The following is a 26,322-nucleotide window of genomic DNA, read 5'->3' on the forward strand; positions in this document are numbered from 1 at the left end:
TGGGCTTATGACGCGAATTATTAACCTAAAGCCATCGCCATTTGGTCGCTCGGTTCTAGCTTGCCTGCCGTTTGTGCTTCTGATCGCCGCCTATTTGGTGGCATCAGATGCCCGCTTGGCAGAAAACCCTAATGATAAACTGCTCCCTTCATTTGCCAGCATTGCCGATGGTATTGAACGCATGGCGTTTGAACCCAGCCGTCGAACCGGAGAGTTTCTCCTTTGGGTCGACACTTGGGCGAGCTTAGAGCGTTTATGCCTCGGTGTTGGTATCAGTGCGTTGTTAGCGTTAGTGGTGGGTGTCGCGAACGGCATGATCCCCTATGTGCGGGCGCCGCTGTCTCCTATGGTCAGAGCAATGTCTCTGATCCCTCCGATGGCGATTCTTCCGATTCTGTTTATTGCGCTTGGTTTAGGGGAGCTTTCTAAAGTCGTGCTTATTGTCATTGGTATTACGCCAATGATGATCCGCGATTTGCAGCTTCGAACAGAAAGCCTTCCGAGCGAGCAAATCATCAAGGCGCAAACACTGGGGGCAAACTCATGGACGCTGCTGGTTCGGGTCGTGTTGCCTCAGGTAATGCCTCGCCTTATCGAAGCGGTGAGGTTGACGCTTGGCAGTGCGTGGCTCTTCCTGATTGCCGCCGAGGCGATTGCTTCCACCGAAGGCCTTGGCTATCGCATCTTCCTTATCCGCCGCTATCTGGCGATGGATGTGATTCTGCCTTACGTCGTCTGGATAACCATTCTTGCCTTCCTGATGGATTGGCTGCTGCAAAAACTCTCCGCTAAATGCTACCCGTGGTTCCACGCGACTCAGGGAGGGAAATGATTATGGACAACTCAAATACACCCATTATCGAAGCCAAAAATGTCTGGAAAGAATATGGCGACCACGTGGTGCTTGAACGTTTGAACCTGAAAGTGATGCAGGGGGATTTCATCAGCATCCTTGGTACTTCGGGTTGTGGTAAATCCACCTTTCTGAACATGTTGCTCGGCACCCAGGCACCTTCCCGTGGTGAGCTGCTTTTGGATGGAAAACCTCTGAGTTCGGAACCGGGACCTGAACGCGGCATTGTGTTCCAGAAATACTCAGTATTTCCGCATATGACGGCGTTGCAAAACGTTATGGTGGCTGACGAATTCGAAATGTCAAAAGTGCTCGGAAAAGTGTGGGGAAGCAGCAAGGGCGAGTTGAAAGATCGCGCCATGGCACAGTTAGAAAGGCTGGGTCTGACACAGGCTGCCAACAAGTATCCGGCAGAAATGTCAGGCGGCATGCAGCAGCGCTTGGCAATTGCGCAAGCGTTAATGAAAAAGCCGCGCATTCTGCTTTTGGATGAACCTTTCGGGGCGCTTGACCCGGGTATTCGGAAAGATATGCATGTGCTGATCAATGACATTTGGCAGGAGCAAAACCTGACCATCTTTATGATCACCCATGACCTTCATGAAGGCTTCAAGCTGGGTTCACGTCTTTGGGTATTCGATAAGCCAAGGTTCGACCCACAAGAACCAGACCGTTATGGGTCGCAGGTGACGTTTGATATTCCCCTGAATGCTTCAGGTCAGGAGGACATCATCGCCTCTCTGCAGGCGAAAGAACAAAAGGAAGTGGCATAAGCCACCGGAAACCAGCTTCGACAGCAAAGGAGAAAGCAATGACACTGAATAGCTTGTTTAAGCACAGTTACCAAGGCGGGCAACATGGCTCGCTGGAAGTACCTGCTGGTTACAGCTTACGGTTTACCGCGAAAGACAGCGGAGCAAACCTAAGTTTGCTGATGTATAACCCGCGTAATACGTCAGAGCGCATCAACCTGCCGGACACGCTGAAATGCCAGCACACGTTTAAGCTCACTGCAGGCAACTGTGTGTATTCCGACATGGGGCGTATTTTCTGCTCCATTGTCCGTGACGACACAGGATGGATCGATAGCATTGGCGGCCTCAGCAACAGCCAACACGTCACCACAAAATGGGGCGCGCGCGATTATCAGCATCACCGTAACCTGTGGATGCAAAACGGTCACGATGCCATGTTGGTTGAAATGGCGAAGTTTGGATTGGGATTACGTGATGTCGCGGCTCCGATGAACCTCTTTAGCAAAGTCTCCACGACCGATGACGGTGTGCTGGCATTTGATAGCGAAAATACCGGTGCAGGTGATGTGATTGAGCTCCGCTTTGAAATGGATACGGTTGTTCTGCTGAGCACCTGCCCACATCCGATGAATCCCTCTTCTACTTATCCGAGAACGGGCGTGGACGTCGAAATGGTGCGCGCTGAACCCCTCGCAGAAGATGATGCTTGTTTGAATCATTGCGATGAAAACCGCCGTGGATTCGTCAACACCCGCCAATATCAACCGCAACTCATGGGATAAGGAGCCAGTCATGATTGTTGAGAGCCAACTTTGCACCCAGGAAGCCAAATTGAAAGAGGTTGTGGATGCTGGAGATTACTACTTCAAAGTCATGAAGCAGGGTGAGCGTATGCGCATTACCGATCTTGAAGGTAATCAGGCCGCGGACACCCTGTTTTATAACGCTAACAACACCGAAGAACGTTATTCGGCGATGGATACACTTCGCGAGCAAGGCAATGCCTACCTGACAGCGGGCTCGATGCTGTTATCGAATCTGAACAACCCGATGCTGGAAATTGTCGCGGATACCTGTGGTCGCCACGACACCTTGGGCGGCGCTTGTTCAACCGAGAGCAACACTGTGCGTTACGCGCATGAAAAGCGCTGCATGCACGCTTGTCGCGATTCCTGGTTACTGGCAGTCACAGAAAACCCAGAGTATGGCCTGACCAAAAGAGATATCAGCCACAACGTGAATTTCTTTATGAATGTGCCAGTGACAGCGGAAGGCGGACTGACCTTCGCGGATGGCATCAGCGCGCCGGGTAAATATGTGGAGCTGGAAGCCAAAATGGACGTGATCGTGCTGATCTCTAACTGTCCACAGCTCAATAACCCGTGTAATGCCTATAACCCAACGCCAATTGAAGTGTCAGTATGGGATGCAGCTTAACGCTGAGCACTAAGTAATACGCGCGACAACAAGGTTACCAAGGAGAGGTAAGGGACGACCCTTCACGCAGGAAATGCGCCTCAGGTCTTTGTCCGGGACGACCCGGATAGATGAAGACAATGCTATGTTCAAAAAAATTCTTATCGCCAATCGTGGCGCCATCGCTTGCAGAATAATTCGAACGCTTGATGCCATGGGCATCGCAAGTGTGTCGGTTTACCACGAAGACGATGCAGGCAGCCTGCATACTCTCAACGCTTCAGAGGCATACAGCTTAGGCGAGGGCAGTGCCGCTGAAACCTATCTCGATATCAACAAAATTCTTACCATCGCCAAACAAACGGGTGCCGAAGCGATTCATCCCGGCTATGGCTTTTTAAGTGAAAACCCAGAATTTGTGGCGGCTTGTGAACGTGAAAATATCGCCTTTCTTGGCCCAACCAGCGAGCAAATCAATCTTTTTGGTTTGAAACACACTGCTCGTGAACTGGCAGAGAAAGCCAATGTTCCTTTGTTGCCGGGTACGGGGTTGCTAGAAAGCGTGGAAGAAGCGCTTAGCAAAGCGAAAGAAATGGGTTACCCGGTCATGCTCAAAAGCACCGCTGGTGGCGGTGGTATCGGCATGCGCCTTTGTGAAAATGCCGAACATCTTCAGGATGCCTTCGAGGCAGTAAAACGTCTGGGTGAAGCCAACTTCAGCCATAGCGGTTTATTCATGGAGAAGTTCATTACTTCAGCCCGCCACATCGAAGTTCAGGTGATTGGTGACGGTGAAGGTAACGTGATTGCGTTGGGAGAACGGGATTGTTCTGCACAGCGCCGTAACCAGAAAGTGATGGAAGAGACACCAGCTCCCAATCTGAATGAAGAGACCCGCCAAGAGTTACAACAGACAGCTATTCGTCTTGCCGCGTCGGTGAAATACCGAAATGCGGGTACGGTTGAATTTATCCTCGACCAATCTACCCAACAGTTTTACTTCCTGGAGGTTAATACGCGACTTCAGGTTGAGCATGGTGTGACTGAGCTGACCTTTGGCGTGGACATTGTTCGTCTGATGGTAGAAATTGGCTGTGGTGAACACGCTGATCATTGGCAAGAGGCTCTTGAAGCCAAACCTACAGGACATGCTATTCAATTCCGTCTATATGCCGAAGATCCAAACAAACAGTTTCTGCCATCAACGGGCTTAATCACTCAGTTAGATTTCCCAGAAGGTGTTCTGGGAAATGCGGTGAGCCATGACGAAAATGGCAGTACGGTGCGCATTGATACTTGGGTGGAAGCGGGCGTGGAAGTCAGCCCATTTTTCGACCCGATGATTGCCAAAGTCATGGTGCATGAACCTTCTAGGGAACAAGCTCTGGATAGCATCGCCAGCTTACTGGAAAACACCGCTCTTTATGGCATAGAAACCAACCTTGATTACCTTGCACAACTTTCCCGAGAGCCTCTGGTGAAACAGGGAGAAGTGCTGACATCGAGTCTGGCGTCATTTGATTATCAGCCTCATTCTGTCGATGTATTAAACAGCGGCACCCAAACCACCATTCAGGATTACCCCGGCCGCAGTGGCTATTGGCATGTTGGTATCCCGCCATCTGGCCCCATGGATAACCTGAGTTTTCGTTTAGGTAACCAGTTGTTGGACAACGATCAAACCGCTTCTGGTTTGGAGATCATTGCCAACGGACCCACCCTCAAGTTCAACGCTGACACCCAACTGGTGGTGACGGGTGCTGAATTGCCCGTCACGATTAATGGCGTTGAAGCACCGATGTTTACTGTGCTGGCAATATCGAGAGGCGATACCGTCGCGCTTGGGGCGATCCAAAACAAAGGGGCGAGGGCGTATCTATCAATCAAAGGTGGATTTGATTGCCCTGAATACCTTGGCAGCCGCTCGACGTTTACTTTGGGCAAATTTGGCGGACATGCAGGCCGTGCATTGATGGCAGGAGACGTACTGCACCTCAATAACACTCGCTTGTATAAAAAGCGCGTTGGTGAAACATTGCCAGCACCGGACCTTTCCATGATGTATACCTTGCGCGTGATCTATGGCCCGCACGGTGCGCCAGATTTCTTCACGAATGACGATATCCAATCGTTTTTCGATGCCGAATGGGAAGTTCACTTCAACTCAAGCCGCACGGGTGTGCGCTTAATTGGACCAAAACCCGAATGGGCGAGACCAGACGGCAGTGAAGCCGGGCTTCATCCTTCTAACATTCACGACAATGCATACGCCGTCGGCACAGTCGACTTTACCGGTGATATGCCTGTGATTCTAGGGCCAGATGGCCCAAGTTTGGGCGGCTTTGTTTGTCCTGCCACAGTGATAAAAGCCGATCTTTGGAAGCTCGGACAATTGAAGGCGGGAGATAAAATCCGTTTTCAGGCGGTGTCTTTAGAGCATGCCGAGCGCGCGGAACGTCATCAGTTAGCCGCGATTGGCATGTTGTCCTCGAAGGAATTGGCATTGCCAAGTGCTTCAACCCGAACTTCTCCGGTATTGAAGGAAATCCCAGCGGATAAATATGGCGAACAGGTAGTGAATCGCCCAAGTGGAGAAGATTTTCTGCTCGTGGAATATGGCCCACAAATGCTCGACGTGAAACTGCGCTTTCGTGTTCACGCATTGATGCTGGCGCTCGAAAAAATGGCGATCCCCGCCATTAAAGAGCTGACCCCCGGTATTCGTTCGCTTCAGGTGCATTTCGATAATTTGCAAATCGGCAGTGAAGCCATGCTTTCGCTGCTTGAAAAAGCAGAAGCGACCCTCGGCGATATCAGCACGTTGGAAGTGCCTTCCCGGGTCGTTCATTTACCGCTTTCCTGGGATGACCCATCCATCCAGTTAGCAATGAAAAAGTACGATGAAGTGGTGCGCAAAAATGCACCATGGAGCCCTGATAATATTGAGTTTATTCGTCGCATTAACGGATTGGAAAGCAGAGAAGCGGTGCAGGATATCGTGTTTGATGCGAGTTATCTCGTCATGGGCTTGGGTGATGTTTATCTTGGCGCACCTGTCGCGACACCGATGGACCCTCGCCACCGACTGGTGACAACGAAATACAACCCGGCGCGTACCTGGACGCCTGAAAACGCGGTGGGTATCGGTGGTGCTTACATGTGTGTATATGGCATGGAAGGGCCGGGCGGTTACCAGTTAATGGGGCGTACACTTCAGATGTGGAACCGATACAACCAGACAGAGGCATTTACCCAGCCTTGGCTGTTACGCTTTTTCGACCAGATCCGCTTCTACCCCGTCTCGCCTGAAGAACTCACTCAAATCCGCCGTGATTTTCCACGTGGAAAATTTGATGTTCGCATTGAAGAAACCCGTTTCAGTCTCGCTGAATACGAGGCCATGCTGGCGAAAGAAAGTGAGTCTATTAGCGCGTTTAAAACTCAACAGCAAGCTGCGTTTGACGCAGAGCGTCAGCGTTGGGAAGAGACCGGACAGGCGAACTTTGTTGCTGAAGTCGTGGACAACGCAGAGACAAACCTCGAAGTGCTCGAAACCGGCCAGTTCCCTGTGACTGCTCAGCTAGCAGGGAATGTGTGGCAATTACTGGCGAAGCCCGGCGATACCATCGAAGTGGGGCAGCTACTGCTTATCGTTGAATCCATGAAAATGGAAATTGAAGTGACAGCGTCACAATCAGGGCGTGTGGTTCGACTGTCCAAAAGCGAAGGTGAGCAAATTCGCGCCGGACAAACACTGTTAATCATGGAGCAAATCTAATGGAATTTACGTCAATTCAACAACTGTTGGCGGCTTATCAGTCAGGTGAAATCACGCCAGCAGATTATCTCTATTCCCAGTGGAAAAAAGCGCAAAACGATCAGCATAATTGTTGGATTAGCCTGATCAGCGAAGCGCAATTGGATGGTTACCTCAAAGCGCTGAGAAACCACAAGCCAGAAAACAAGCCGCTTTATGGTGTGCCGTTTGCCATTAAAGACAACATCGATCTGGCGGGATTGCAAACGACAGCAGCCTGCAAAGAATTTGCCTACACACCAGGTCAATCCGCGTTTGTGGTACAGGCCTTAATCGAAGCGGGCGCGGTGCCACTGGGAAAAACCAACCTCGACCAGTTCGCGACAGGGTTAAACGGCACACGCAGTCCATTCGGAGCCTGTAAGAACAGTATTGACCCAGCATACGTTTCTGGTGGTTCAAGCTCCGGCAGCGCAGTTTCCGTTGCTCTGGGTCAGGTCATGTTTTCTTTGGGTACGGACACGGCAGGCTCAGGCAGGATACCGGCAGCTTTCAACCGATTGGTGGGGATGAAAGCGAGTATTGGACGGATCAGCTGCCGTGGCGTGGTGCCAGCATGCAGAACGCTTGATTGCGTGACTTTGTTTGCACACAGCGTTGAAGATATTGAATACCTGCTGCCTATCGCCGGGCAGTATGATGCGGGTGACGCTTACGCCCGTGACTTTTCTGAGTCTGATGCTGACATCGTTTATCTTTCTGATGCAGTCAGGATTGGTGTACCGAAGACAGATAATCTGGAGTTCTTTGGTAATGCTGACTTCCAGCGTCGGTTTGAGCTGAGTAAAGAGAAGTTAGCGGCAAATGGTGCTGAGCTGGTGGAGATGGACATTCAGGATTTTCTGGATGCCGCGACCTTGCTTTATCAGGGACCTTGGGTAGCAGAACGTTATGCCGCCATAGAAGGCTTTTTTGATGAGCATGAAACCCAGTGTGAACCGACGATTCAGGCGATCCTTGGCAGCGCGTCCAAGTTTTCGGCGGTGGATGCGTTCAATGCTCACTATCAATTGAAAGCACTGAAAAAGCGCTGTGATGCCAAGCTGAAAACCGTTGATGCAGTTATCGTTCCGACGTCTGGGACGATTTACACCATCGAAGAAATGCTTGATGACCCCATCCAGAAAAATACGGACTTTGGTTATTACACCAACTTCATGAATCTTCTGGATTATGCCGCGATTGCAATTCCCGCCGATAATGAAACTGAGCAAATGCCGTTTGGTATTACGCTGTTTTCTGATCAAGGCAGTGAATCAAAGTTGCTGGATCTTGCCAAAGCTTATATTGCCAACGAAGCCGTTTCGGTGGGCGAGTCGATTGATGAAACCATGGTCATTGCCGTTTGCGGCGCTCACATGGAAGGTTTGCCGCTGAATCATCAGTTGAAAGATCGCCACGCGAGCTTTATCGATAAACGCCGGAGTGCATCGAGTTACCGCTTCTATGCGCTGGCAGGGGAAGGGCCCAAACGACCCGGCATGGTACGCGTGAACGAAGCTGGCGTTAGCATTGAAATGGAGCTTTGGGAAGTGCCGACATCCCGCGTGGGTGATTTTCTCGCTGGCATTCCCAGCCCGTTGGGCCTGGGCAAAGTGGAGTTGGATGATGGTACCTGGGTGACTGGGTTTATCTGTCAGGCATCTGCAATTGAAGGAGCGAAAGATATTTCATCCTATGGTAGTTGGCGTTTGTATCTGACTAACAATAGCTAGCGGTTTTGGTGTTGAAAAAGCGGGCAATTAAAGCCTGCTTTTTTTGTTTGCTTTTGGTTCGTTGGGCGATAAACTCCGCGCCCTTGAACTTTGAGAGATTCATTCTGAATGAAAAAGGTAATGCTGAGTGTGGCGCTGTTTTCAGCGACACTGCTTTCAGGTTGTGTAACGTTCCCAACGCAACAATCTGAACAAGTTAAAGTCATCTGGGACGATGTAAATGCCATTCAGGGATGTGAACACAAAGGCACAGTGATCGGTTCTGAAGGCCATTTTTACGACTATTGGCTGCATGCTGACAAAGACATGGTTTGGGGAACCCTAAATCAAATGCGTATTAAAGCGGCAGACAAAGGCGCGAACGTCTTGTACTTGTATCAGCCATTTGGTTTCTCTTCTTCGGTCACCATGTTCGGTAATGCCTACGCATGTGAAAATGCCGCTGATATCGAGGAAACGATGTCTGATTTAGAAGCTGTTGAAGTCGAAGTAAACAGCGAAATCGAAGCGTCTGAAACGCCGTAATTCGGTTTTTATTCAGAGGTGTTTTAAAAGGCTGCGGATACTCATCGCGGCCTTTTTTGTATCCTCGCTTTCGCGTACCTCTCTGAATGCATTCGCACCATTCTTTTTGCAAATGATAATGATTAGTATTTGACTTAGTGAATTTAAATGTTATGTTATAACATAGCAATCATGAGTTGGAGGGCATTATCATGAAACCAGGTATCCATCCGGAATACAGAACTGTGGCGTTCCACGACACAGGCGCAAACGAATACATTCTTGTCGGTTCGACAGTACAAACCAAACGCACGGTGGAGTTGGATGGCAAAACCTATCCCTATGTGACGCTGGATGTTTCATCGCATTCGCATCCTTTCTATACCGGTAAACAAAAAATGGCGAAGCAAGATGGTCGCGTGGCGCGATTCAATCAACGCTTTGGTGGCAAGAATCTGAAAGCAGGGAAGTAAACGATGCAAGTATTGAGTTCACTGAAAAGTGCAAAGAACCGAAGCAAAGATTGTCAGGTGGTGAAACGCCGCGGACGTCTCTATGTGATTTGCAAATCCAATCCGCGCTTCAAAGCGGTTCAGGGAAAAGTGAAGAAGAAAAAGTAGTGCAATCAAATTTACGTTGGTTGGCTCAAAAAAGCCTGAATCTTAAAAAGGTTCAGGCTTTTCTATTTTTTGCAGCTAAGTTATGACGATCAAATTGCTTTGGCTAGCCCGCTTGCTAAGCGACTTACCGCTTCAGCTAATTCTGTTGGTGTCGCGTTAGTGAAGTTCAGGCGAAGCGCCGCTTTTGCAGCTTCAGGTTGCGGATAGAACACTGGGCTTGGAACCACAGCAACGCCATCTTTCAGAAGCTCTTTCGCCAATTTGAAGGTGTCACAGCTTGGCAGGGTGACCCAAACAAACATACCACCATCGACAGGCTTAATTTCACAACCTTCCGGCAACTTATCTTGCAATTCTGAATACAATGTTTCGTAGCGCGATTTGTAAAGCGTACGAATAGTATCAATGTGGTAGTCAAAGTTGTCGTGCTTCAGTAGACCCAGCAAAAGCGCCTGCATTGGCACGCTTGAGTGCAGATCTGCACCTTGTTTGATTTTGATAAGGGGTTCAAGGTAGCTGCGTTTGCCGCTAACGATCCCCACACGTAGACCAGGCGACGCAATTTTCGAGAAAGAGCGGAGCACGATAGAGTGCTGCGGACAGAAATCAGAAACCAGTGGAATCGCTTCGCCTGAAAAACGCAATTCGCGGTAAGGGGCATCTTCAATCAGTGCCACATTATATTGCTCACAAAGCGCCGCCACTTGTTTACGGGTTTCCAGCGACCAGCACACGCCCGTTGGGTTGTGGAAGTCGGGCACCGCATAAAACATCTTCGGTGACTGCTCATAGAACACAGTGCGCAAGGCTTCGATATCCGGGCCAAATTCGGTTTGTGGAACCGTCACGATATCTGCCTGCACCAGACCAAATACCTGCATGGCCCCCAGATAGCTAGGTGCTTCCATGACGACTTTATCGCCAGGGTTCACGTAAGCACGGGCAATCAGGTCAAGCCCTTGTTGAGAACCAGTGCAAGCCATTGCAATATGAGTATCAGGCAGTTGGAAGTAATCAGTCAGGAAGTTCAATAGCGGCGTGTAACCCGCGGTAGCACCGTATTGAAAGACTTCTGGCATCTCGGAAAGAGTTTCGAGTGTTGGCTTCATCAGATCAATGGGAAATGTCTTTTCATCAGGCAGGCCACCTGCCAGTGAAATAACATTCTTGTCTGACGCCGCAGCAAGAATTTCACGAATATATGACGATGGGGTCTGTTGAAGAGACTTAGCGATTTCCATGTTTGCACCTGATTAAATTTTTATTATTGGCCCCTTTTGAGGGGATAAGGTTCATATTACTCCTCGTTGATTGTTTTCGTATGTCCATTTATGCTCTTAAACATGTCCATTCATGCTATTTCCATTAATGAGCCAACAGCATATTTCTCGCATCAATGATGTGCTTTACTACATTCACAAAGATATCAGCCGTGACTTACCAGCAAAGGAACTGGCTGATGTGGCTGCGTATTCAGAGCAACACTTTCATCGTATTTTTAAGAGTGTGGTGGGTGAATCAATTCATCAGTACATACGAAGAACACGCATGGAGTATGCGGCAAATCAATTGATGTTTGATGCAGGATCGTCAGTGTTGGAGATTGCCAATAAGTGCGGATTTAACTCAGTGTCTTCTTTCAGTCGCGCGTTCAAAGCGACTTTTCATGTCGCACCGGGAGAGTGGAGAAGGCATGAGTTGGAAGGGGACGAAAAGCCTTACTTACGAGACCCGGAAGTGGCGGCGGGTTATCACAGAGTATCTCCCCGACAACTCCCTGAACCTAAAATCGTCGAAGTGCCAGAACGCTTCGCAGCATATGTTCGCCATGTTGGTTATAACCGCTCCATCAAGAATGCTTGGCGGGTGATGAAAGCTTGGGCGAACGCAGAAGGGCGGGATGACACTATTCAGTTTGGTTTGCACCACTCCAATCCAGCTTGGGTTGAACTGGATAAATGCCGCTATGTCGCCTGCATTGCCATAGATAAGCCCATCAAAGTGCGTGGGGTGGTGAATCAACTGGTGATTCCGGGAGGATTACACGCTGTATTCAGGCTAACGGGCGTTTATGGAGAGTTGCTGCCACAAATCAGTAAGGTGTTGGAGCAATGGCTTCCAGCTTCTGGGTTCAAACTGAACTCGACACCTGCATATGTTCATTATCATAACAATCATTTTCTTAACGAAGATGAACGGTTCGAACTCGATTTCTATCTTCCTATCAGTTTTTATTAACCGCACAGGAAAAAGAAAGCCGCCAAGTTTGGCGGCTTTCTTCTTTCTATCAGCGACTGTTTACGCTGTTTGCGGTTTAGGCTGATAGCGGCCTGGCTTATGGTTCATTGCCAATATCAGATTGGTGGAAATAGCGCCAACAACAGACAGGGCAATCAGCCAGAAATCAACGATAAACAAAGACATCACGACAATGCTGCAGTCCAGAGCCATCTGTACTTTTCCAGCGCGGATACCAAAACGTTCCTGTAAATACAGGGCGAGAATGTTGAAACCGCCCAGGCTCATCTTGTGGCGGAAGATGACTAACATCCCGATACCAATCAACCCTCCGCCGAGAATGGCAGCATAAACAGGATCAATGCGGGTAATCTCAATCACATGGTGTAGATGATCAACGGCGACCGAAACAATAGTGACTGCAATGAAGGTATTAAGGGTGAATCGCCAGCCCATACGCATGACAGACAAAATGTAAAACGGCAGGTTCAGAGCGAAGAAGATTTGGCCGAAGCTAAAGGTGCTGACCTTAGTCAGGAAAATGGCAAGCCCTGCTGTACCACCAGTTAATAAGCCGACTTTGTTGAAAAAAATAACACCAAGAGAAACCAGCGCACTGCCAAGCAGCAAGGCAAGTAAATTTTCTCTCAGACTATGTTCCTTATCCATGATGTAGATTCCTTCCTTGGGGCGCCACCAAAAAGTAAAAGGCGGTTAAAAAAGGCAGACAAGATGCGGAAATTAAGTGTGAAAGTCGAGATTAATTGGGACATTGGAGAGCATTGCGGTGTGGAGTAGGATTTACACATTGGGTTCACAGGCATGAGTTTTGCCTGAGGGAAAAACCACAAAAACTTGTACAAGGCTTAAATTTTGTATCACTTTTGCGAGGTTGGGGTAGTCTCTTAAACTATTCATCGATGTCTATTTTTCTTTTTTCATATTGTCGTATAGCTTTATCAACCGGGCTCCTAAGAATGTTGCACTGCAAGCAATGTCGTTCAGCTAGCTTTAGAGTCAATGAGCAGATTGCCCGGAAAAAACCGAGCATCGTATTACTCTATGTGTTGGTGTATACGCGATGAAGAATAACAACTCAATGCAACATCTATTCACCAAGTTAGTATCAAGAACTGTCGAAGGTTTATGGAGCCCATTGAGGGCAGTACGTGATGGGATGCTCTGGCTGGTCCCGTGTTTGATCCTCTCTAATACCTTGGTATTCACTTCCAGCCTTCTCGACTTCTTTGGTTTTTACGTTCCCACCCTACAGGAAAATCTCACCCAACTTATCGACATGTTGGTGGGGCTTTACCCCTACTTTTTTGCTGCTTCAATAAGCTCAATGTTCGCCATTTATTGGCGTCTCCCCAGACCGCCTGTCGTGATCTTGAACATGGCATATGTGGCTGTGACTGCACAGGTGATGGGCAGCGAAGACAAAGCCGTTGACACTTTGCTTCTCTTCGTTGGGTTGACCTTGCCGCTTTATGCTGTGCCTTTACTCTCTAAGATTAAGCGTTTTCGCTGGACAAGGATTCTAAACAGCGAAATTGCCGGTAAGCCAGTAAAAGATTCCATGAATCTGATGTTGCCAGGCGTGATTGTCGCTGGACTTGTTGCAGTGGTGGCAATGGGAATTTCCTGGGTTTATCACCTGTTCGATGTGGGAATCATGCTGCAGACGCTCCACAACACGGATTTTGAAAACTCACCGATTGAATCCGGGGCTATCTTCGCTTCTCTGAATTCTGTGCTCTGGTTCTTGGGGATCCATGGCTACTATGCGTTAACCCCATTGGTTGAACCTTTAGTGCATGCGCTCGAAATTAACCGGACAACCGTCATGGCCGGAGGCGAAGCTCCGAATGTGATGAACCTTTCTACCATGGCGCTGTTTGTGTTTGTGGGTGGTGCGGGTTCAACACTTGGACTTTCATTTGCGGTGTTGATGTTTTCCAAAAGCACTAAGATGCGGCTGATAGCTTTAACAAGTATTCCTCTTGGTCTGTTCAACATTAATGAGTTACTTCTCTTTGGTCTGCCGATCATCTTTAACTTACGTTTGTTTCTGCCATTTTTGCTCACGCCTTTAATTAATGTTTGGGTTGCTGTTCTGGTGCTGAATAGTGGGCTTGTCACTATTCCATATACGTTGGCCCCGCTAACCAGCCCTGTCGTGATCAATGCTTATATCGCGACAGGGGGAGATATCGCTGCAGTGATCTTCCAGATAGCGATTGTTGTGATGAACATCTTTGTGTATCTGCCGTTCCTGAAAATGGTGGATGAGCAAGCGAGTAAGCAAAACGTTTATCTTCCATCGCTTGATACCACATACACCCGTAAGGAAGAGGAGGCTTATGTACTGTCATACGACCCTGTACGCGAGTCTCTGTTGCGTCTGCGCGAAATTGAAGTGACCCAGCTCCATATGGAGTCATTCTCCCACCGCGAGTTCTTTCTGGAGTTCCAACCTCAGATCAGCTGTGATACCCGCAGGGTTGTTGGTGTTGAGGCATTGATTCGGGTGAAAGATCAGCAAGGCAATGTCGAGCTGCCTGGAGATTTTCTGCCTGTGTTTGAAAAAGCCCAGATGATGAGTGATATCGACATGTGGGTGGTCGATAAGTGTGTTGAGCAGTGTCAGCAGTGGATGGCTCAAGGATTGGAAATTCCTATCAGCGTGAACATCACTGCCGATACTCTGAGTGACAAGCATCGTATGGATAGGATCGTGACCACCATAAGTAGCATACCGGGCTTGATTCACATTGAGATCACCGAAGGCGCTTTGTTAGGGAACGAAAAAACGGTGGGTGATTCTATCCGACGTTTACATAAAGTTGGTGCTTCTGTGCATATAGATGACTTTGGCACGGGTTATAGCTCGTTGAGTTACCTGAACCGCTTTGACATTGATGCGCTGAAAATTGACCAGAGTTTTGTCCGCGCACTAGCAGACGAAAAGGGCAAAAAAGTGTTCAACGGACTGATAGCGATTGCCCATGAGCTGGGCATGAAGATCATTGTTGAAGGAGTGGAGACCCAAGAGCAGTACAATTATGTCGCCAAGAAGCATGACGTCAAAGTACAAGGCTGGTACTTCGCGCGATCAATGGGTGCGAGTGACTTCTTTGATTACTCGGAGCGATATGCCCGGGCGTAAAAAAAGCCCCGGGTTAGAGGGGCTGGATACAGAGATCAAAATTTTAATGCGTTAAATCCATTGAGATGAATATTTTGCATAAGCCATCGCCCTGCAGAAATTATCATGATGGATTAATAGCCGCCTGTTTTACCACTTGCTGCAGCTTACGAATACGCTGACGGGGAAAAATGGTAGGTTTTTGAACCCGCTATCAGGAAGTTCTAGAGCAAAAGTGTTAGCTGGGGCTAAGTACAAAGTACGGTTTAGATTTTGATTGTTCTAAACTCTATGTGCTCTAAGATGAACTGCAAACAAAAACCCGGCTGAAGCCGGGTTTTTGTTTGGCTGCTGGTTCAACCTCGAACAGGTTCTTGTCCTATGGATGACCAACGCGATTGAAGTTTAAACGTGGCAAGGTACGTCGAAAAGCAGTGAGTCGAGGGAATCGACTTTGATCATCTCATCGGCACTAATATCAAGCTGTATCGCGATTATCCGGTTGTAGAGAGACCAGTGTTTCAGCAATAGCTTGTCATGGTCACCTTCACACTCTGGCCAGGTTTCCGCCATCATTGGTCGCAAACTGGTCGCGGCATGGACGGTTTGCAGCATCTGCCATTTCATTTCCCACATATCGACAGGCTTTTCGGGATTGTCACGGTTGTATTCGTCAAACAGCGAAGAGAAAGCCGCAGAAAACTCATCTTTGGAACGAAGGAAGTAACGCAATAAAGCATCATCATCCTGTCGGACAGCGTCAGCAATAAATTGGATTGGGCGAGGGTGAACCAGCGTAAATGCACTCATGTAAGACAGGAAATGATAGACGCGTTGAGCGCTGGTGTATGACTCAGGAAGGTATTCAAGGATAGCGGCAATGTAGCGCTGCATGAAGTCGTCCATGCCATCACTAATCGCTTGCCAGATCTGCTCTTTGCTGCCGAAGTGGTGGCGGATCAGACTATGAGAAACACCCGCTTTATCGCTGATATTCCTCAGCGATACACGCTCAAAACCCTGCTCAGCAAACATGTCTGCTGCCGCATGGAGAATATCACATTTCGTCTGTTCTGCTGCTTCCGCACTACGACGGCCTTGCTTTCTTTCCTGCATAACTGCCTGTCTTACCCTCAGTTAACCAAGTGCATATTTATCAGATTCAGCGCCAGCACTCCAACTTTTTTATTATACACGTGGAAAATATATTGATCTGTTCTCATTCGGTCTTATACTGCACAGGTGTGTAATATAAACCTATGGAGTGAGTGTTGTGCGATATCAAAGAATGAAACGCACCCTCGGAAATGTCCTCGCCCTGTTTGTCATGGTGGGATTGTTGTCAGGATGTAATGAAGCCGTCTCTGAAACGTCGGAACCAATGCCAGTGAAGCCAGTAAAACTTCTAGCAGTGGAAGATTATGTACTTTCAAGCACAGATAGTTTCCTGGCTGAAATTGATGCGACAAACCGTGCGCAGCTTTCTTTTCAGGTGGGTGGTGAAGTCCAGCACCTGAATGTGCGAATGGGGCAACGTGTTGCCAAAGGCGATGTGCTTGCGACGCTGGATGACAGTGATCTGACGTTATCTCTGGATTCAGCGAAAGCCAGCTATTCACTGGCGCGCACCCAATGGGAGCGATCGCAGCGTCTTTATGCAAAGAAGCTGGTGAGCACTGATGTTTATGAGCAGTCTGAAACCAACTACAAAGCTGAACGCGCCCGTTACGAGCAAGCCAGAACAGAGTTGGGGTACACCCAACTGGTGGCTCCGTTTGATGGTGTTGTTTCCTACACCTTTGTCAAACCGAACCAAGTGGTCGCAGCAAAACAGCAAATCCTGAACATTATCGACAATGCAAAGTTGGATGTGTCTTTCACTATGCCAGTTAGCTTTGTGGAGAAAATGGGAATTGCCAATCTGCCAGCTCAAACCATGTGGCTCTCTTTGGATAGCGAACCCAACGCAAAAATTCCGGGCGTATTTAAAGAGATCTCGACTCAGCCAAACACCGATACCAACACCTATCAAGCGACCATGACTGTCGTTCGTCCAGAACACCGTAACTTGCTTAGCGGTATGACAGGGCAGGTGCACATCGCGCGTTCAGAGGCAGGTTTGCAGCTTTCGTTGCCTGAAAGTGCATGGGTCAGCCGAAATGACAGCGAAGGGACGGTTTGGGTAATGGACTCATCTACCCATCGCGTCGCAAAAGCGGCAGTGTCTCTGACGCCACAAGGCAAGATTCTCTCTGGTCTGGATGAAAAAGACCTGGTGGTTGTCGCCGGTGTAGAAACGCTTCATGAAGGTCAGGAAGTGAAAGCATGGGAACGTGAGGAAGGGATTTAATGAAAGTAAAGACACTCACTGCCGCAGTGATTGGCGCGTTAATGCTGACTGGCTGTCAGACAGAAGAACAGAACGTGACGGCGTCACCTCTATATGTATCGACCGTACAGGTTGATGCTCCCGTGAAGAACCAATTCCGCACCTTTAAAGGGGAAGTAGTGCCTGCGGAAAAAACGCCTATCGCGTTTCGAAGCACAGGCGAACTTCGCGAAGTTTATGTGAAAGCCGGCGACCATGTAGAAGCGGGTCAGGTGATTGCACGTCTCGACGACAACGCCGTCCGCCAAACATACAACGATGCGAAAGCGCGATACACCCTGGCTTCCCGACAGCTTGAACGCGGGCGCGGTCTACGTTCAAACGAAATGATTTCCGAAGCGGAACTCGATGAGCTACAAGCCAATGCGCAGTTAGCACGCGCCCAGTTTGCTTTAGCGCAAAATCAGTTGAAATACACCGAACTCAAAGCGCCATTCACAGGCACGGTTTCTGATGTGCCTAAAGAGCGTTTTGAGCGTGTTCAGGCAGGTGAGCCAGTGGTAAACCTGTATCAGGACGACAAGGTCTATGTGCAGATTGAACTTTCTGACAACCTGCTATCGATGATCAACCCAACGGGTGAACGCATTCCTTACACACCGCAGGTGACCTTTTCCGGCATCGATGGTGATTATCAAATGGGTTACCTCGAACACACCAGCGAGCCGAACGCACAAACGGGCAGCTACGAAATGTGGCTTTCCATGGCACAGGTTTCACCTGAAATTTTACCGGGTACCACAGCAACTGTTTCTGTTGACATGGTGCAGGCTGGTATCTCAGCGGTTGATGGCTACAAAGTACCGATGACAGTGCTCCAGGCTGGTGATGAAAAAGGTCGTTTTTTCGTGTGGAAGCTCAAAGACGATCAGGTTAATCGCATTGAAGTGGCCGTCACAGAAGTCACGGGCGACGGCGCCATTGTCGCGTCTGGCATTTCTGAGGGAGACATTCTGGTGAACTCAAACCTGCGCAAACTGCGTGAGGGAAGAAAGGTTGAGGCGACGGAGAATAGTAACGGATGAACATCGCTGAATATTCAATAAAAAATAAAGTCATCAGCTGGCTTTTTATCGTCATCCTCGCGGTCGGTGGTGTGTTCTCTTTCCTTGATTTGGGACGACTCGAAGACCCTGCGTTTACGATTAAAGATGCCATGGTAGTGGCTACTTATCCGGGTGCGACACCAAAAGAAGTCGAAGAAGAACTGACTTATCCGCTGGAAAAAGAGATCCGTCGTTTGCCTTATATCGATAAGATCACGTCCACTTCGTCAAGTGGTATGTCGCAGTTGATGGTGTCGATGAAGATGGATTACGGCCCGGATGAACTCCCGCAAATTTGGGATGAAATGCGCCGTAAGATTAACGATCTTCAACCCTCTCTTCCGAGCGGCGTGAACTCACTCTCTATCATCGATGACTTTGGTGATGTGTTCGGCGTGATGCTGATGCTCACCGGTGATGGGTACGATTATGTTGAGCTAAAGCGCTATGCTGATTACCTGGCCCGAGACCTCGAACTGGTCGAAGGTGTGGGCAAGGTGTCAATCGCTGGTGACCAGCAAGAAATGTTGTTTGTTGAGATTTCCCTCGACCGACTGGCAGCGCTTGATCTGGATATGACCACGGTTTCGTCTCTGCTCAATCGCCAGAACAATGTCGTCTCTTCCGGTGAAGTCATGGTGAATGGTGAGAGTCTGGTGATTCGACCAAGTGGTACTTTGACCTCAGTAGAAGCACTGGAAAACCTGATTATTCACGGCCGTGACACCGGCAACTTGATTCGCCTGAAAGATGTAGCGACAGTTTCGCGTGGCATTCAAGAAAAGCCGGGCAATGTCATCAGCTTCAACGGTAAGCCAGCAATTAACATCGGTATTTCTTTTGCCTCTGGTGTGAACGTGGTGGAAGTAGGGCAAAGACTGGATGCAGAACTTGAACGTTTGGAGTCGCTCAAACCCGTTGGTATCGAATTGAACCACTTCTATAACCAAGCGGCAGAAGTTGATGCCTCGGTTCAGGACTTTGTAGTGAGTCTGGGGCAGGCGGTGGCGATTGTTATCATCGTGCTGCTGTTCGCCATGGGGATGCGAAGCGGGATCATCATCGGCCTTGTGCTGCTGTTGACTGTGTTCGGTACCTTCATCCTGATGGATTACAACGAAATTGAACTTCACCGAATCTCACTGGGCGCGTTGATCATTGCTCTCGGTATGCTGGTGGATAACGCCATCGTGGTGGTCGAAGGCATATTGGTTGGCCTGAAAAAAGGGCGCACCCGCGTGCAGGCGGCGGCAGATATTGTTAAGCAGACCCAATGGCCTCTGCTTGGCGCAACTGTGATTGCGATTACTGCTTTTGCACCGATTGGTCTTTCGGAAGACGCGACTGGTGAATTCATGGGATCGCTATTCTGGGTACTGTGTTATTCACTGTTCCTGAGCTGGGTAACGGCACTGACTATTACCCCTTTCCTGGCGAACCTGTTACTCAAAGAAGAAGATGCCGCAAGTGAAGATGTCGACCCGTACAAAGGTTGGTTGTTTACCCTGTTTGGCTGGTCTCTGAAGCTGGCGATGCGCTTCCGCTGGCTGACAGTAGCAGGCATGATCGCCTTGTTGGTCGCCGCGGTGATGGCGTTCGGCATGGTAAAACAACAGTTCTTCCCGCCGTCAAATACGCCAATGTTCTACGTCGATCTTTGGATGCCGGAAGGCACAGATATCCGCAAGACAATTGAAGAAACCAAGAAGGTTGAGGATTACGTTCGCCAACAAGACCACATTGATTTTGTGTCGTCTTCTGTAGGCCAGGGTTTGCAGCGTTTTGCGCTGACTTATCAGCCAGAACAGAGCTATGAAGCCTATGCACAAATCCAGATCCGTGCGACAGACCGGGAAAACATGTTTGTGGTATTGCGCCAACTCAACACAGAGCTTCCACGGGAATTTGATACACCAACATTCCAGTTCAAGTTGATTGAGTTTGGACCGTCTCCGGCTTCCAAAATAGAAGCCCGTATCACGGGTGCAGATCCGCAAGTATTGCGTGAAATCGCAGTACAGGTGGAAGACATTCTTCATACCGATCCGGGCGCGAGAAACATTCGCCATGACTGGCGTGAGCGCACCAAAGAGTTGGTGCCCGTGTTTAACGAGTCCAAGGCACGCCGTTTAGGTATCTCGAAAGAAGATTTGTCGAATACCCTTCAAATGACATTTGGTGGTGCGGCGATTGGTCAGCTTCGCGATGGTACAGACATTCTGCCGATTGTTGGCCGTCTACCAGAGAATGAGCGTGTCGATTTCGAATCGATTCAGAACGCGACGATTTGGAGTCCATCTCTGCAAGCTTATGTGCCCATCGATCAAATTATTGATGGTGTTGAGCTGACGTGGGAAGAGCCACTGATCAAGCGTCGTGACCGCAAACGCACACTGACGGTATTGGCAGACCATGACATTCTGAGTGAGGACACGCCGGCAGCACTGTTGAGCCGTATCCAACCGCAGGTGATGGCTCTGGAATTGCCAGCAGGATATGAGATTAGCTGGGGTGGTGAGTACGAATCTTCCAAAGATGCGCAGGACTCGCTATTTGGCTCGTTGCCGATGGGTTACTTGCTGATGTTTGTCATCACCATGCTGCTATTCAATTCACTGAAAAAGCCATTGGTCATCTGGTTCACGGTGCCGCTGTCGATCATCGGTGTAGCGTTTGGCCTGCTGCTGTGGAATATGCCATTTAGCTTTACCGCGTTCCTTGGCTTGTTGAGCTTGAGCGGAATGATCCTGAAGAACGGCATCGTATTGCTTGACCAAATTAACCTCGAGCTGGATTCGGGCAAAGAGCCCTATCAGGCGATTGTAGACAGTGCGGTAAGCCGTGTTCGTCCAGTAAGCATGGCGGCGCTGACAACCATTCTGGGTTTGATCCCATTGATGTTTGATGCCTTCTTCGGCTCGATGGCGATCACCATCATGGCAGGTCTTGGTTTCGCCACCATTCTGACGCTGATTGTGGTTCCCGTGATGTTCTCTATCCTGTTCGGCATTAAGCCGCCGAAGAAAGTGAAAGAGGCGGAGCTCGCTCCTGCTGTTTAATGGTTAGCAAGTAGTAAAGAAAAAGCCCCGAAAGGGGCTTTTTTCGTTTATGCGGCTTTCCAACTGCCATTATTCACCAAGTTGTCGGTGACTTTATCAATGGCTTTCTTGGCGCGGGCAACGATTTCGTCAATGTCTCCACGATCAACTACCAAAGGTGGCGCGAATCCCAGAATATCGCCATGTGGCATTGCCCGTGCAATCAGCCCTTGCTCCATGCAGGCCGCCGCGATTTGTGGCCCAACTTTGAGGTTAGGGTCAAAGTGCTCGCGCTTGTATTTGTTGCTGGAAAATTCCAGCGCATGCAGCAAGCCAATTCCGCGGCTGTCACCCACCAATGGATGGTTAGCAAATGTTGCCTGCATTTGCTGCTGGAAGTACGCACCCGTATCCCGTGCATTGGCGGTCAGATTCTCGCGCTCGATAATATCGAGATTACACAGTGCCGACGCTGCGCCGAGTGGATGACCGGAATAGGTGTAACCATGGCCAATCGCGCCCCATTGGTCAGTGCCATCTTCCAGCACTTTCCACACACGTTCACCAACCATCACACCAGAAAGTGGTTGATAAGCGGATGTCAGGCCTTTAGCAACGGTGATTAAATCCGGTTTCATATCGTATATGATCGAACCGAAATCTGCGCCCAGACGACCAAAGCCACATACCACTTCGTCCGAAATTAGCAGAATGTCGTACTTATCCAGCACTTTACGGATTTCCTGCCAGTAGCCTTCTGGTGGTGGAACTATACCACCCGTTCCTAACACAGGCTCACCAATCATGGCTGCCACTGTTTCTGGGCCTTCTGAGAGGATCATCTTTTCAAGCTCGTCAGCGCAATGCTTCGAGAATTCGCGCTCTGTCATTCCATCGTCTTCGCGGCGATAGTAATAGGGCGCGAGGGTGTGTTTGATACGCTCGAGCGGCAGATCAAAATGTGCATGGAACAGGGGAAGACCAGTCATCGAACCCGATGCGATACTCGAACCATGATAACCACGGTCACGGGAGATGATTTTCTTCTTCTCTGGCAGCCCACGTGCGTTGTTGTAGTACCAAACCAGTTTGAGCTGAGTTTCGTTCGCATCGCTACCAGACATGCCGTAATACACTTTACTCATGCCTTGGCCTGCCATTTTCAGAATGCGCTCAGAAAGGGTAATCAACGCTTCGTTAGTGTGACCGACATAGGTGTGATAGTAAGCGAGCTTTTTAGCCTGCTCATAAATCGCCTCGGCCATTTCCTCGCGTCCGTAACCAATGTTGACGCAATACAGGCCAGCAAAACCATCAATCAGTTCAACGCCTTCAGAATCCTGAATGCGAATGCCTTTTGCATTGGTGATAATTCGGCCGGCCATTTCGCCGTGCGCATATTGTTTGAGGTGCGTCGATGCATGAAAGACGTTCTGACGGTCAATCTCAAGCAGCGCTTTGGTATCAATTTTATTGTTCATAGTGAAGTTCCTCTTGAGGTCAACAGCCCCTAGCATCCGCTGGCCGTGTCGAGACCGCCCAGACAGTAGTATTTGATTTCGCTGTATTCATCGAAGCCGTGACGGCTACCTTCGCGCCCAAGACCGGATTGCTTCATCCCGCCGAAGGGAATAGGGTGTCCCGTCATCTTGACGCTATTGACGCTGACCATGCCGAACTCAAGGCCTCGCATTAGCTTCCAGATGTCGCGAATATCGTGGCCATAGATATAAGCCGCCAGGCCGTATTCAGTGTCATTCGCGGACTCAATTAAGGCGTCCAAATCGTCATAGGCGAGCACACCCGCTACAGGACAGAAGTTTTCCTCCCGGAATACCGCCATCTCAGGTGTGACGTTGGTGAGTAGCACTGGATGAAAGAAATTGTCTCCAGGCACTTTCTTATGACTCGTGGCAATCAAAGTCGCACCTTTCGTGAGTGCGTCGTCAACTAGCGTTTGCGCTTTTGCAGCTGCCTGAGCATTGATGAGAGGGCCAATGTCCGTGGTCTTCTGCATGCCGTTACCCACGCGGAGCTTTTGCATCTCGGTGGCGAAAGCATCGATAAATGCATCGTAATGTTGGCGAGGTACATAGATGCGATTCGCCGCCAGACAATCCTGCCCGGAGGTTTGGAACTTGGCATCAATCGCTGCCTTAGCAGCCTGCTTGATGTCCATGTCAGGTAGCACAATGAAAGGGGCATTACCGCCCAATTCCATCGAACACTTTTTCACTGTGTGTGCGCTTTGTTGAAGCAGCAATTTTCCGACTCTTGTTGAGCCGGTAAAAGAGAGCGCTTTGACCTTATCTGACGCGCACAGCACTTCAGAGATCATTGGGGCATCGCCAGTGACGACATTGAATACGCCGGCGGGAATGCCTGCGCGCTCGGCTAATTCAGCCAAAGCGAGGGCAGAGAAAGGGGTTTCGTTTGCGGGTTTCACCACCACGGTACAACCAATCGCGAGTGCCGCCGCAGCCTTTCGCGTGATCATCGCGTTGGGGAAATTCCAGGGTGTGATGAGGACGGCGACACCAATAGGTTCACGCAGTGTTGCTAGTTGCGCGTTAGGAATATGGCTAGGCATGGTTTCGCCATATGCCCGTTTGGCCTCCTCAGCAAACCAACTCACAAAAGAAGCGCCGTAGTCGATTTCTCCGCGAGCCTCATCGAGGGTTTTGCCTTGCTCAAGCACCATCAAATGAGCGAGATCTTCTCGGTTATCGAGTAACAAGTCATGCCAAGCCATCAACTTAGTGGCACGGTGTTCAGCGGACAGCGCGCGCCATTTTTTGAACGCTTTGTCTGCGGCATTAATAGCGCTATCTATCTGCGATTTTCGAAGTGCTGTGACGTAACCAATCACGTCATCATCGGCTGGATTGGTTACAGCGATGTCTTTGTTACCTGCGACCCACTTACCATTGATGTAGGCGAGTTGGCGAAACAGGCGTGCATCACGCAAGTGGTTGAGCACGGCATCCGTCGCTTTCCCATCATGGGGCAAATTCAATGCGGCCATACGTTGACCTCCCAAAGCAAAATGATGTTCTCAGTAGAACTTTAAGCCAGCATCTGGGAATGGGTTTTCTGTATGAGGGTGATTATGGTTGGTGATTTTTCGGATTTTCAGCCGAAAACTTAGTGTTTTTTCTGTTTCACGTTTAATTAGCTGAAAAATAGCGAATATATTCGCCGTTATTCAGCGAGGCTTTCGTCGGTATCGAGTGATTGTGGTGTCTGTTTGATAGTTTTGGTAACGATGTAGGTGTAGTAGCGCTCTATGCCTAAATCTGACATCAGCCAACTATCAATCAGGCGTTGGTACTGGTCGATGTCTTTTGCCATGACACGGATGATGTAATCTACTCCGCCGCCTGTGGCGAAACAATCTGCCACTTCTGGGCAATCTTGCATGATTTGTTCGAAACGCTGGAAACTGGTTGCGTGGTGCTTGCCGAGTGTCACCTCGACCATCACAGGTGTTTTTTTGGCAAAGAGGTCAGCATTGATTTTGGCACCATAGCCTTCAATGATGCCCGCTTCTTCAAGGCGCTTTACTCGCTCCCAACAAGGGCTGACCGACAAGTTAATGGATTCTGCGAGATTGGATTTAGTGATCCTTCCGTCTCTGGATAATATTTGCAGAATTTTGATGTCATATCGGTCAAGCTTCATCCATTACTCCCAGAAAAATAAAGAAAACCACGCTTATAAGCGTGGCATATAGACAGGGGTGGAAGCGAGTTTTATTCGACAGTTTTGGCGATAACCGCAAAAGTATCGCCGATACTGATGTTCGAGACGTGCCGTCTGGCCGCCAGAATGCCTTGAGTGGTAGCGCGATAATAAGCAGGTGTTTGTCCTGTTCGCTCGGTGGAATAAATACGTGCAATCAGGTCGCCTTCTTTGATCTCATCACCCAGGCTTACACACATTTCCAGAATACCGTTGTGTTCACTTTGTAGATAAGCGTCTGTGTCGGGAATTTCCAGCGAGATGGGCTCACTTGGCGGATCAATATAATTTTTCTGCAAGATACCGCTGTAAACCAGAAAGTTGTGGATGCCACGATCTGCTATCGCAATGGTGTCGGGTGTGGTGGTGCCACCGCCACGAAGTTCGGTGGTAACGAACACCTTACCTTTGGATTCAACAGCGGTATCGTAAAGCTTGGTCGCATCCATTTCTTCCATAAAGAAGGTGTAAGGTGCGCCAAACAAACGCGCTCCTTCAATACAACGAAATTCCTGCGCTTTGTTCTTTAAACGGTGAGCAGCAGCAAAAGGAATGATATCCAGCGTTTTACCGCCAGAATGAATATCTAATGCTGTATCACACATCGGGATCAGATAACGGGTGAAATAATCCGCCATGCGTTCAGTCATTCCACCATAGGGGTGACCAGGAAAGGCGCGGTTCATATTACCATTATCAATCGGTGAAACCCGTGCCGATGCTTGAACCGCTGGCGCATTCATCATTGGGATGATGATGACTCTTCCCCGAATTTGTTTCGGTTTGAGCTTACTGGTGAGCTTTAACAGCGAAGTGATTCCCTCGTATTCATCTCCATGATTACCGCCGGTCAGCAGCGCAGTTTGTCCATCTCCGTTTTTAATGACGGTGATGGGCGTCATGATCGCGCCCCACGCTGAATCATTGTGTGAGTAGGGTAGTTTTAGATATCCGTGCTGAATCCCGTCAGCATCAAAATCGACAGTGGCTGAAACTGAACTTGGCGGTAATTTAGGCATGACAAAATAATCCGTTTCTGTTC

At 49.2% G+C, this 26,322-nt stretch carries 21 protein-coding genes; 14 read left to right on the forward strand and 7 right to left on the reverse strand.

Features of this window, described 5'->3' with window-relative positions; genetic code table 11:
• Window positions 1-7 precede the first annotated feature (7 nt).
• From GCE9029_RS14190 to ykgO, 9 genes are all read left to right on the forward strand, one after another.
• Complete coding sequence (locus GCE9029_RS14190; RefSeq protein ID WP_002542470.1) at window positions 8-832, forward strand: ABC transporter permease; 825 nt, start codon at window positions 8-10, stop codon at window positions 830-832.
• 2 nt (window positions 833-834) lie between these two features.
• Window positions 835-1,626: an ABC transporter ATP-binding protein gene (locus tag GCE9029_RS14195; RefSeq protein ID WP_157487816.1), complete on the forward strand. Its 792-nt coding sequence runs from the start codon at window positions 835-837 to the stop codon at window positions 1,624-1,626.
• 38 nt (window positions 1,627-1,664) lie between these two features.
• Entirely contained in the window at window positions 1,665-2,390 is a 726-nt protein-coding gene (locus GCE9029_RS14200) for an urea amidolyase associated protein UAAP1 (RefSeq protein WP_062664029.1), read from the forward strand.
• 10 nt (window positions 2,391-2,400) lie between these two features.
• Window positions 2,401-3,045, forward strand: a complete 645-nt coding sequence (locus tag GCE9029_RS14205; protein ID WP_062664031.1) for an urea amidolyase associated protein UAAP2 — start codon at window positions 2,401-2,403, stop codon at window positions 3,043-3,045.
• A 124-nt stretch (window positions 3,046-3,169) separates the two neighbouring features.
• Window positions 3,170-6,802: an urea carboxylase gene (gene uca / locus GCE9029_RS14210; protein WP_062665680.1), complete on the forward strand. Its 3,633-nt coding sequence runs from the start codon at window positions 3,170-3,172 to the stop codon at window positions 6,800-6,802.
• On the forward strand, window positions 6,802-8,556 hold the full coding sequence (atzF, locus tag GCE9029_RS14215) for an allophanate hydrolase (RefSeq protein ID WP_062664032.1): 1,755 nt from the start codon (window positions 6,802-6,804) through the stop codon (window positions 8,554-8,556). Before uca ends, atzF begins: the two co-directional genes overlap by 1 nt.
• 108 nt (window positions 8,557-8,664) lie before the next feature.
• A complete protein-coding gene (locus GCE9029_RS14220; protein WP_062664034.1) occupies window positions 8,665-9,081 on the forward strand; it encodes a DUF4156 domain-containing protein in 417 nt (138 codons plus the stop codon).
• A gap of 191 nt (window positions 9,082-9,272) precedes the next feature.
• Window positions 9,273-9,533 (forward strand): type B 50S ribosomal protein L31, encoded by a 261-nt coding sequence (locus GCE9029_RS14225; RefSeq protein WP_002542462.1) that lies wholly within the window; start codon window positions 9,273-9,275, stop codon window positions 9,531-9,533.
• Between the two features lie 3 nt (window positions 9,534-9,536).
• Window positions 9,537-9,680 (forward strand): type B 50S ribosomal protein L36, encoded by a 144-nt coding sequence (ykgO, locus tag GCE9029_RS14230; protein ID WP_002542461.1) that lies wholly within the window; start codon window positions 9,537-9,539, stop codon window positions 9,678-9,680.
• Between the two features lie 89 nt (window positions 9,681-9,769).
• Here the strand turns inward: ykgO and GCE9029_RS14235 are convergent, their stop codons facing one another.
• Window positions 9,770-10,921, reverse strand: coding sequence for an aminotransferase-like domain-containing protein (locus tag GCE9029_RS14235; protein WP_062664036.1), 1,152 nt, complete (start codon window positions 10,919-10,921; stop codon window positions 9,770-9,772).
• A gap of 127 nt (window positions 10,922-11,048) precedes the next feature.
• On the opposite strand from GCE9029_RS14235, the gene GCE9029_RS14240 reads away from it, so the two are divergent.
• Complete coding sequence (locus GCE9029_RS14240) at window positions 11,049-11,918, forward strand: AraC family transcriptional regulator (protein ID WP_157487835.1); 870 nt, start codon at window positions 11,049-11,051, stop codon at window positions 11,916-11,918.
• 60 nt (window positions 11,919-11,978) lie between these two features.
• Here the strand turns inward: GCE9029_RS14240 and GCE9029_RS14245 are convergent, their stop codons facing one another.
• Window positions 11,979-12,587 (reverse strand): DUF6198 family protein, encoded by a 609-nt coding sequence (locus tag GCE9029_RS14245; RefSeq protein ID WP_062664040.1) that lies wholly within the window; start codon window positions 12,585-12,587, stop codon window positions 11,979-11,981.
• 412 nt (window positions 12,588-12,999) lie between these two features.
• Between GCE9029_RS14245 and GCE9029_RS14250 the strand changes: the two genes are divergently transcribed.
• On the forward strand, window positions 13,000-15,087 hold the full coding sequence (locus GCE9029_RS14250; protein WP_082804357.1) for an EAL domain-containing protein: 2,088 nt from the start codon (window positions 13,000-13,002) through the stop codon (window positions 15,085-15,087).
• A 384-nt stretch (window positions 15,088-15,471) separates the two neighbouring features.
• Here GCE9029_RS14250 and GCE9029_RS14255 read toward each other — a convergent pair whose 3' ends face one another.
• The gene (locus GCE9029_RS14255) at window positions 15,472-16,182 is read right to left on the reverse strand and encodes a TetR/AcrR family transcriptional regulator (protein WP_062664044.1); all 711 of its coding nucleotides are present in this window, start codon (window positions 16,180-16,182) and stop codon (window positions 15,472-15,474) included.
• A gap of 157 nt (window positions 16,183-16,339) precedes the next feature.
• Between GCE9029_RS14255 and GCE9029_RS14260 the strand changes: the two genes are divergently transcribed.
• The 3 genes from GCE9029_RS14260 to GCE9029_RS14270 are packed head-to-tail and all read left to right on the forward strand — an operon-like array spanning window position 16,340 to window position 21,560.
• Window positions 16,340-17,416, forward strand: a complete 1,077-nt coding sequence (locus GCE9029_RS14260; protein WP_062664046.1) for an efflux RND transporter periplasmic adaptor subunit — start codon at window positions 16,340-16,342, stop codon at window positions 17,414-17,416.
• Window positions 17,416-18,480, forward strand: coding sequence for an efflux RND transporter periplasmic adaptor subunit (locus GCE9029_RS14265; RefSeq protein WP_062664048.1), 1,065 nt, complete (start codon window positions 17,416-17,418; stop codon window positions 18,478-18,480). The genes GCE9029_RS14260 and GCE9029_RS14265 overlap by 1 nt, the downstream gene beginning before the upstream one ends.
• On the forward strand, window positions 18,477-21,560 hold the full coding sequence (locus GCE9029_RS14270; RefSeq protein ID WP_062664050.1) for an efflux RND transporter permease subunit: 3,084 nt from the start codon (window positions 18,477-18,479) through the stop codon (window positions 21,558-21,560). Before GCE9029_RS14265 ends, GCE9029_RS14270 begins: the two co-directional genes overlap by 4 nt.
• Before the next feature lie 47 nt (window positions 21,561-21,607).
• Here the strand turns inward: GCE9029_RS14270 and GCE9029_RS14275 are convergent, their stop codons facing one another.
• The 4 genes from GCE9029_RS14275 to doeB all read right to left on the reverse strand — a co-directional run bounded on the left by GCE9029_RS14275 (window position 21,608) and on the right by doeB (window position 26,299).
• Complete coding sequence (locus tag GCE9029_RS14275; protein WP_062664052.1) at window positions 21,608-23,020, reverse strand: aspartate aminotransferase family protein; 1,413 nt, start codon at window positions 23,018-23,020, stop codon at window positions 21,608-21,610.
• A 29-nt stretch (window positions 23,021-23,049) separates the two neighbouring features.
• Window positions 23,050-24,564 carry an NAD-dependent succinate-semialdehyde dehydrogenase gene (locus GCE9029_RS14280; RefSeq protein ID WP_062664054.1) on the reverse strand — a complete coding sequence of 505 codons (1,515 nt, stop codon included), beginning with the start codon at window positions 24,562-24,564 and terminating at the stop codon, window positions 23,050-23,052.
• A 176-nt stretch (window positions 24,565-24,740) separates the two neighbouring features.
• A complete protein-coding gene (locus GCE9029_RS14285; RefSeq protein ID WP_062664056.1) occupies window positions 24,741-25,220 on the reverse strand; it encodes an Lrp/AsnC family transcriptional regulator in 480 nt (159 codons plus the stop codon).
• 71 nt (window positions 25,221-25,291) lie between these two features.
• The gene (gene doeB, locus GCE9029_RS14290; RefSeq protein WP_062664058.1) at window positions 25,292-26,299 is read right to left on the reverse strand and encodes a N(2)-acetyl-L-2,4-diaminobutanoate deacetylase DoeB; all 1,008 of its coding nucleotides are present in this window, start codon (window positions 26,297-26,299) and stop codon (window positions 25,292-25,294) included.
• Window positions 26,300-26,322 lie beyond the last annotated feature (23 nt).

The sequence above is a fragment of the Grimontia celer genome (assembly GCF_900055185.1).
Taxonomy (GTDB): domain Bacteria; phylum Pseudomonadota; class Gammaproteobacteria; order Enterobacterales; family Vibrionaceae; genus Enterovibrio; species Enterovibrio celer.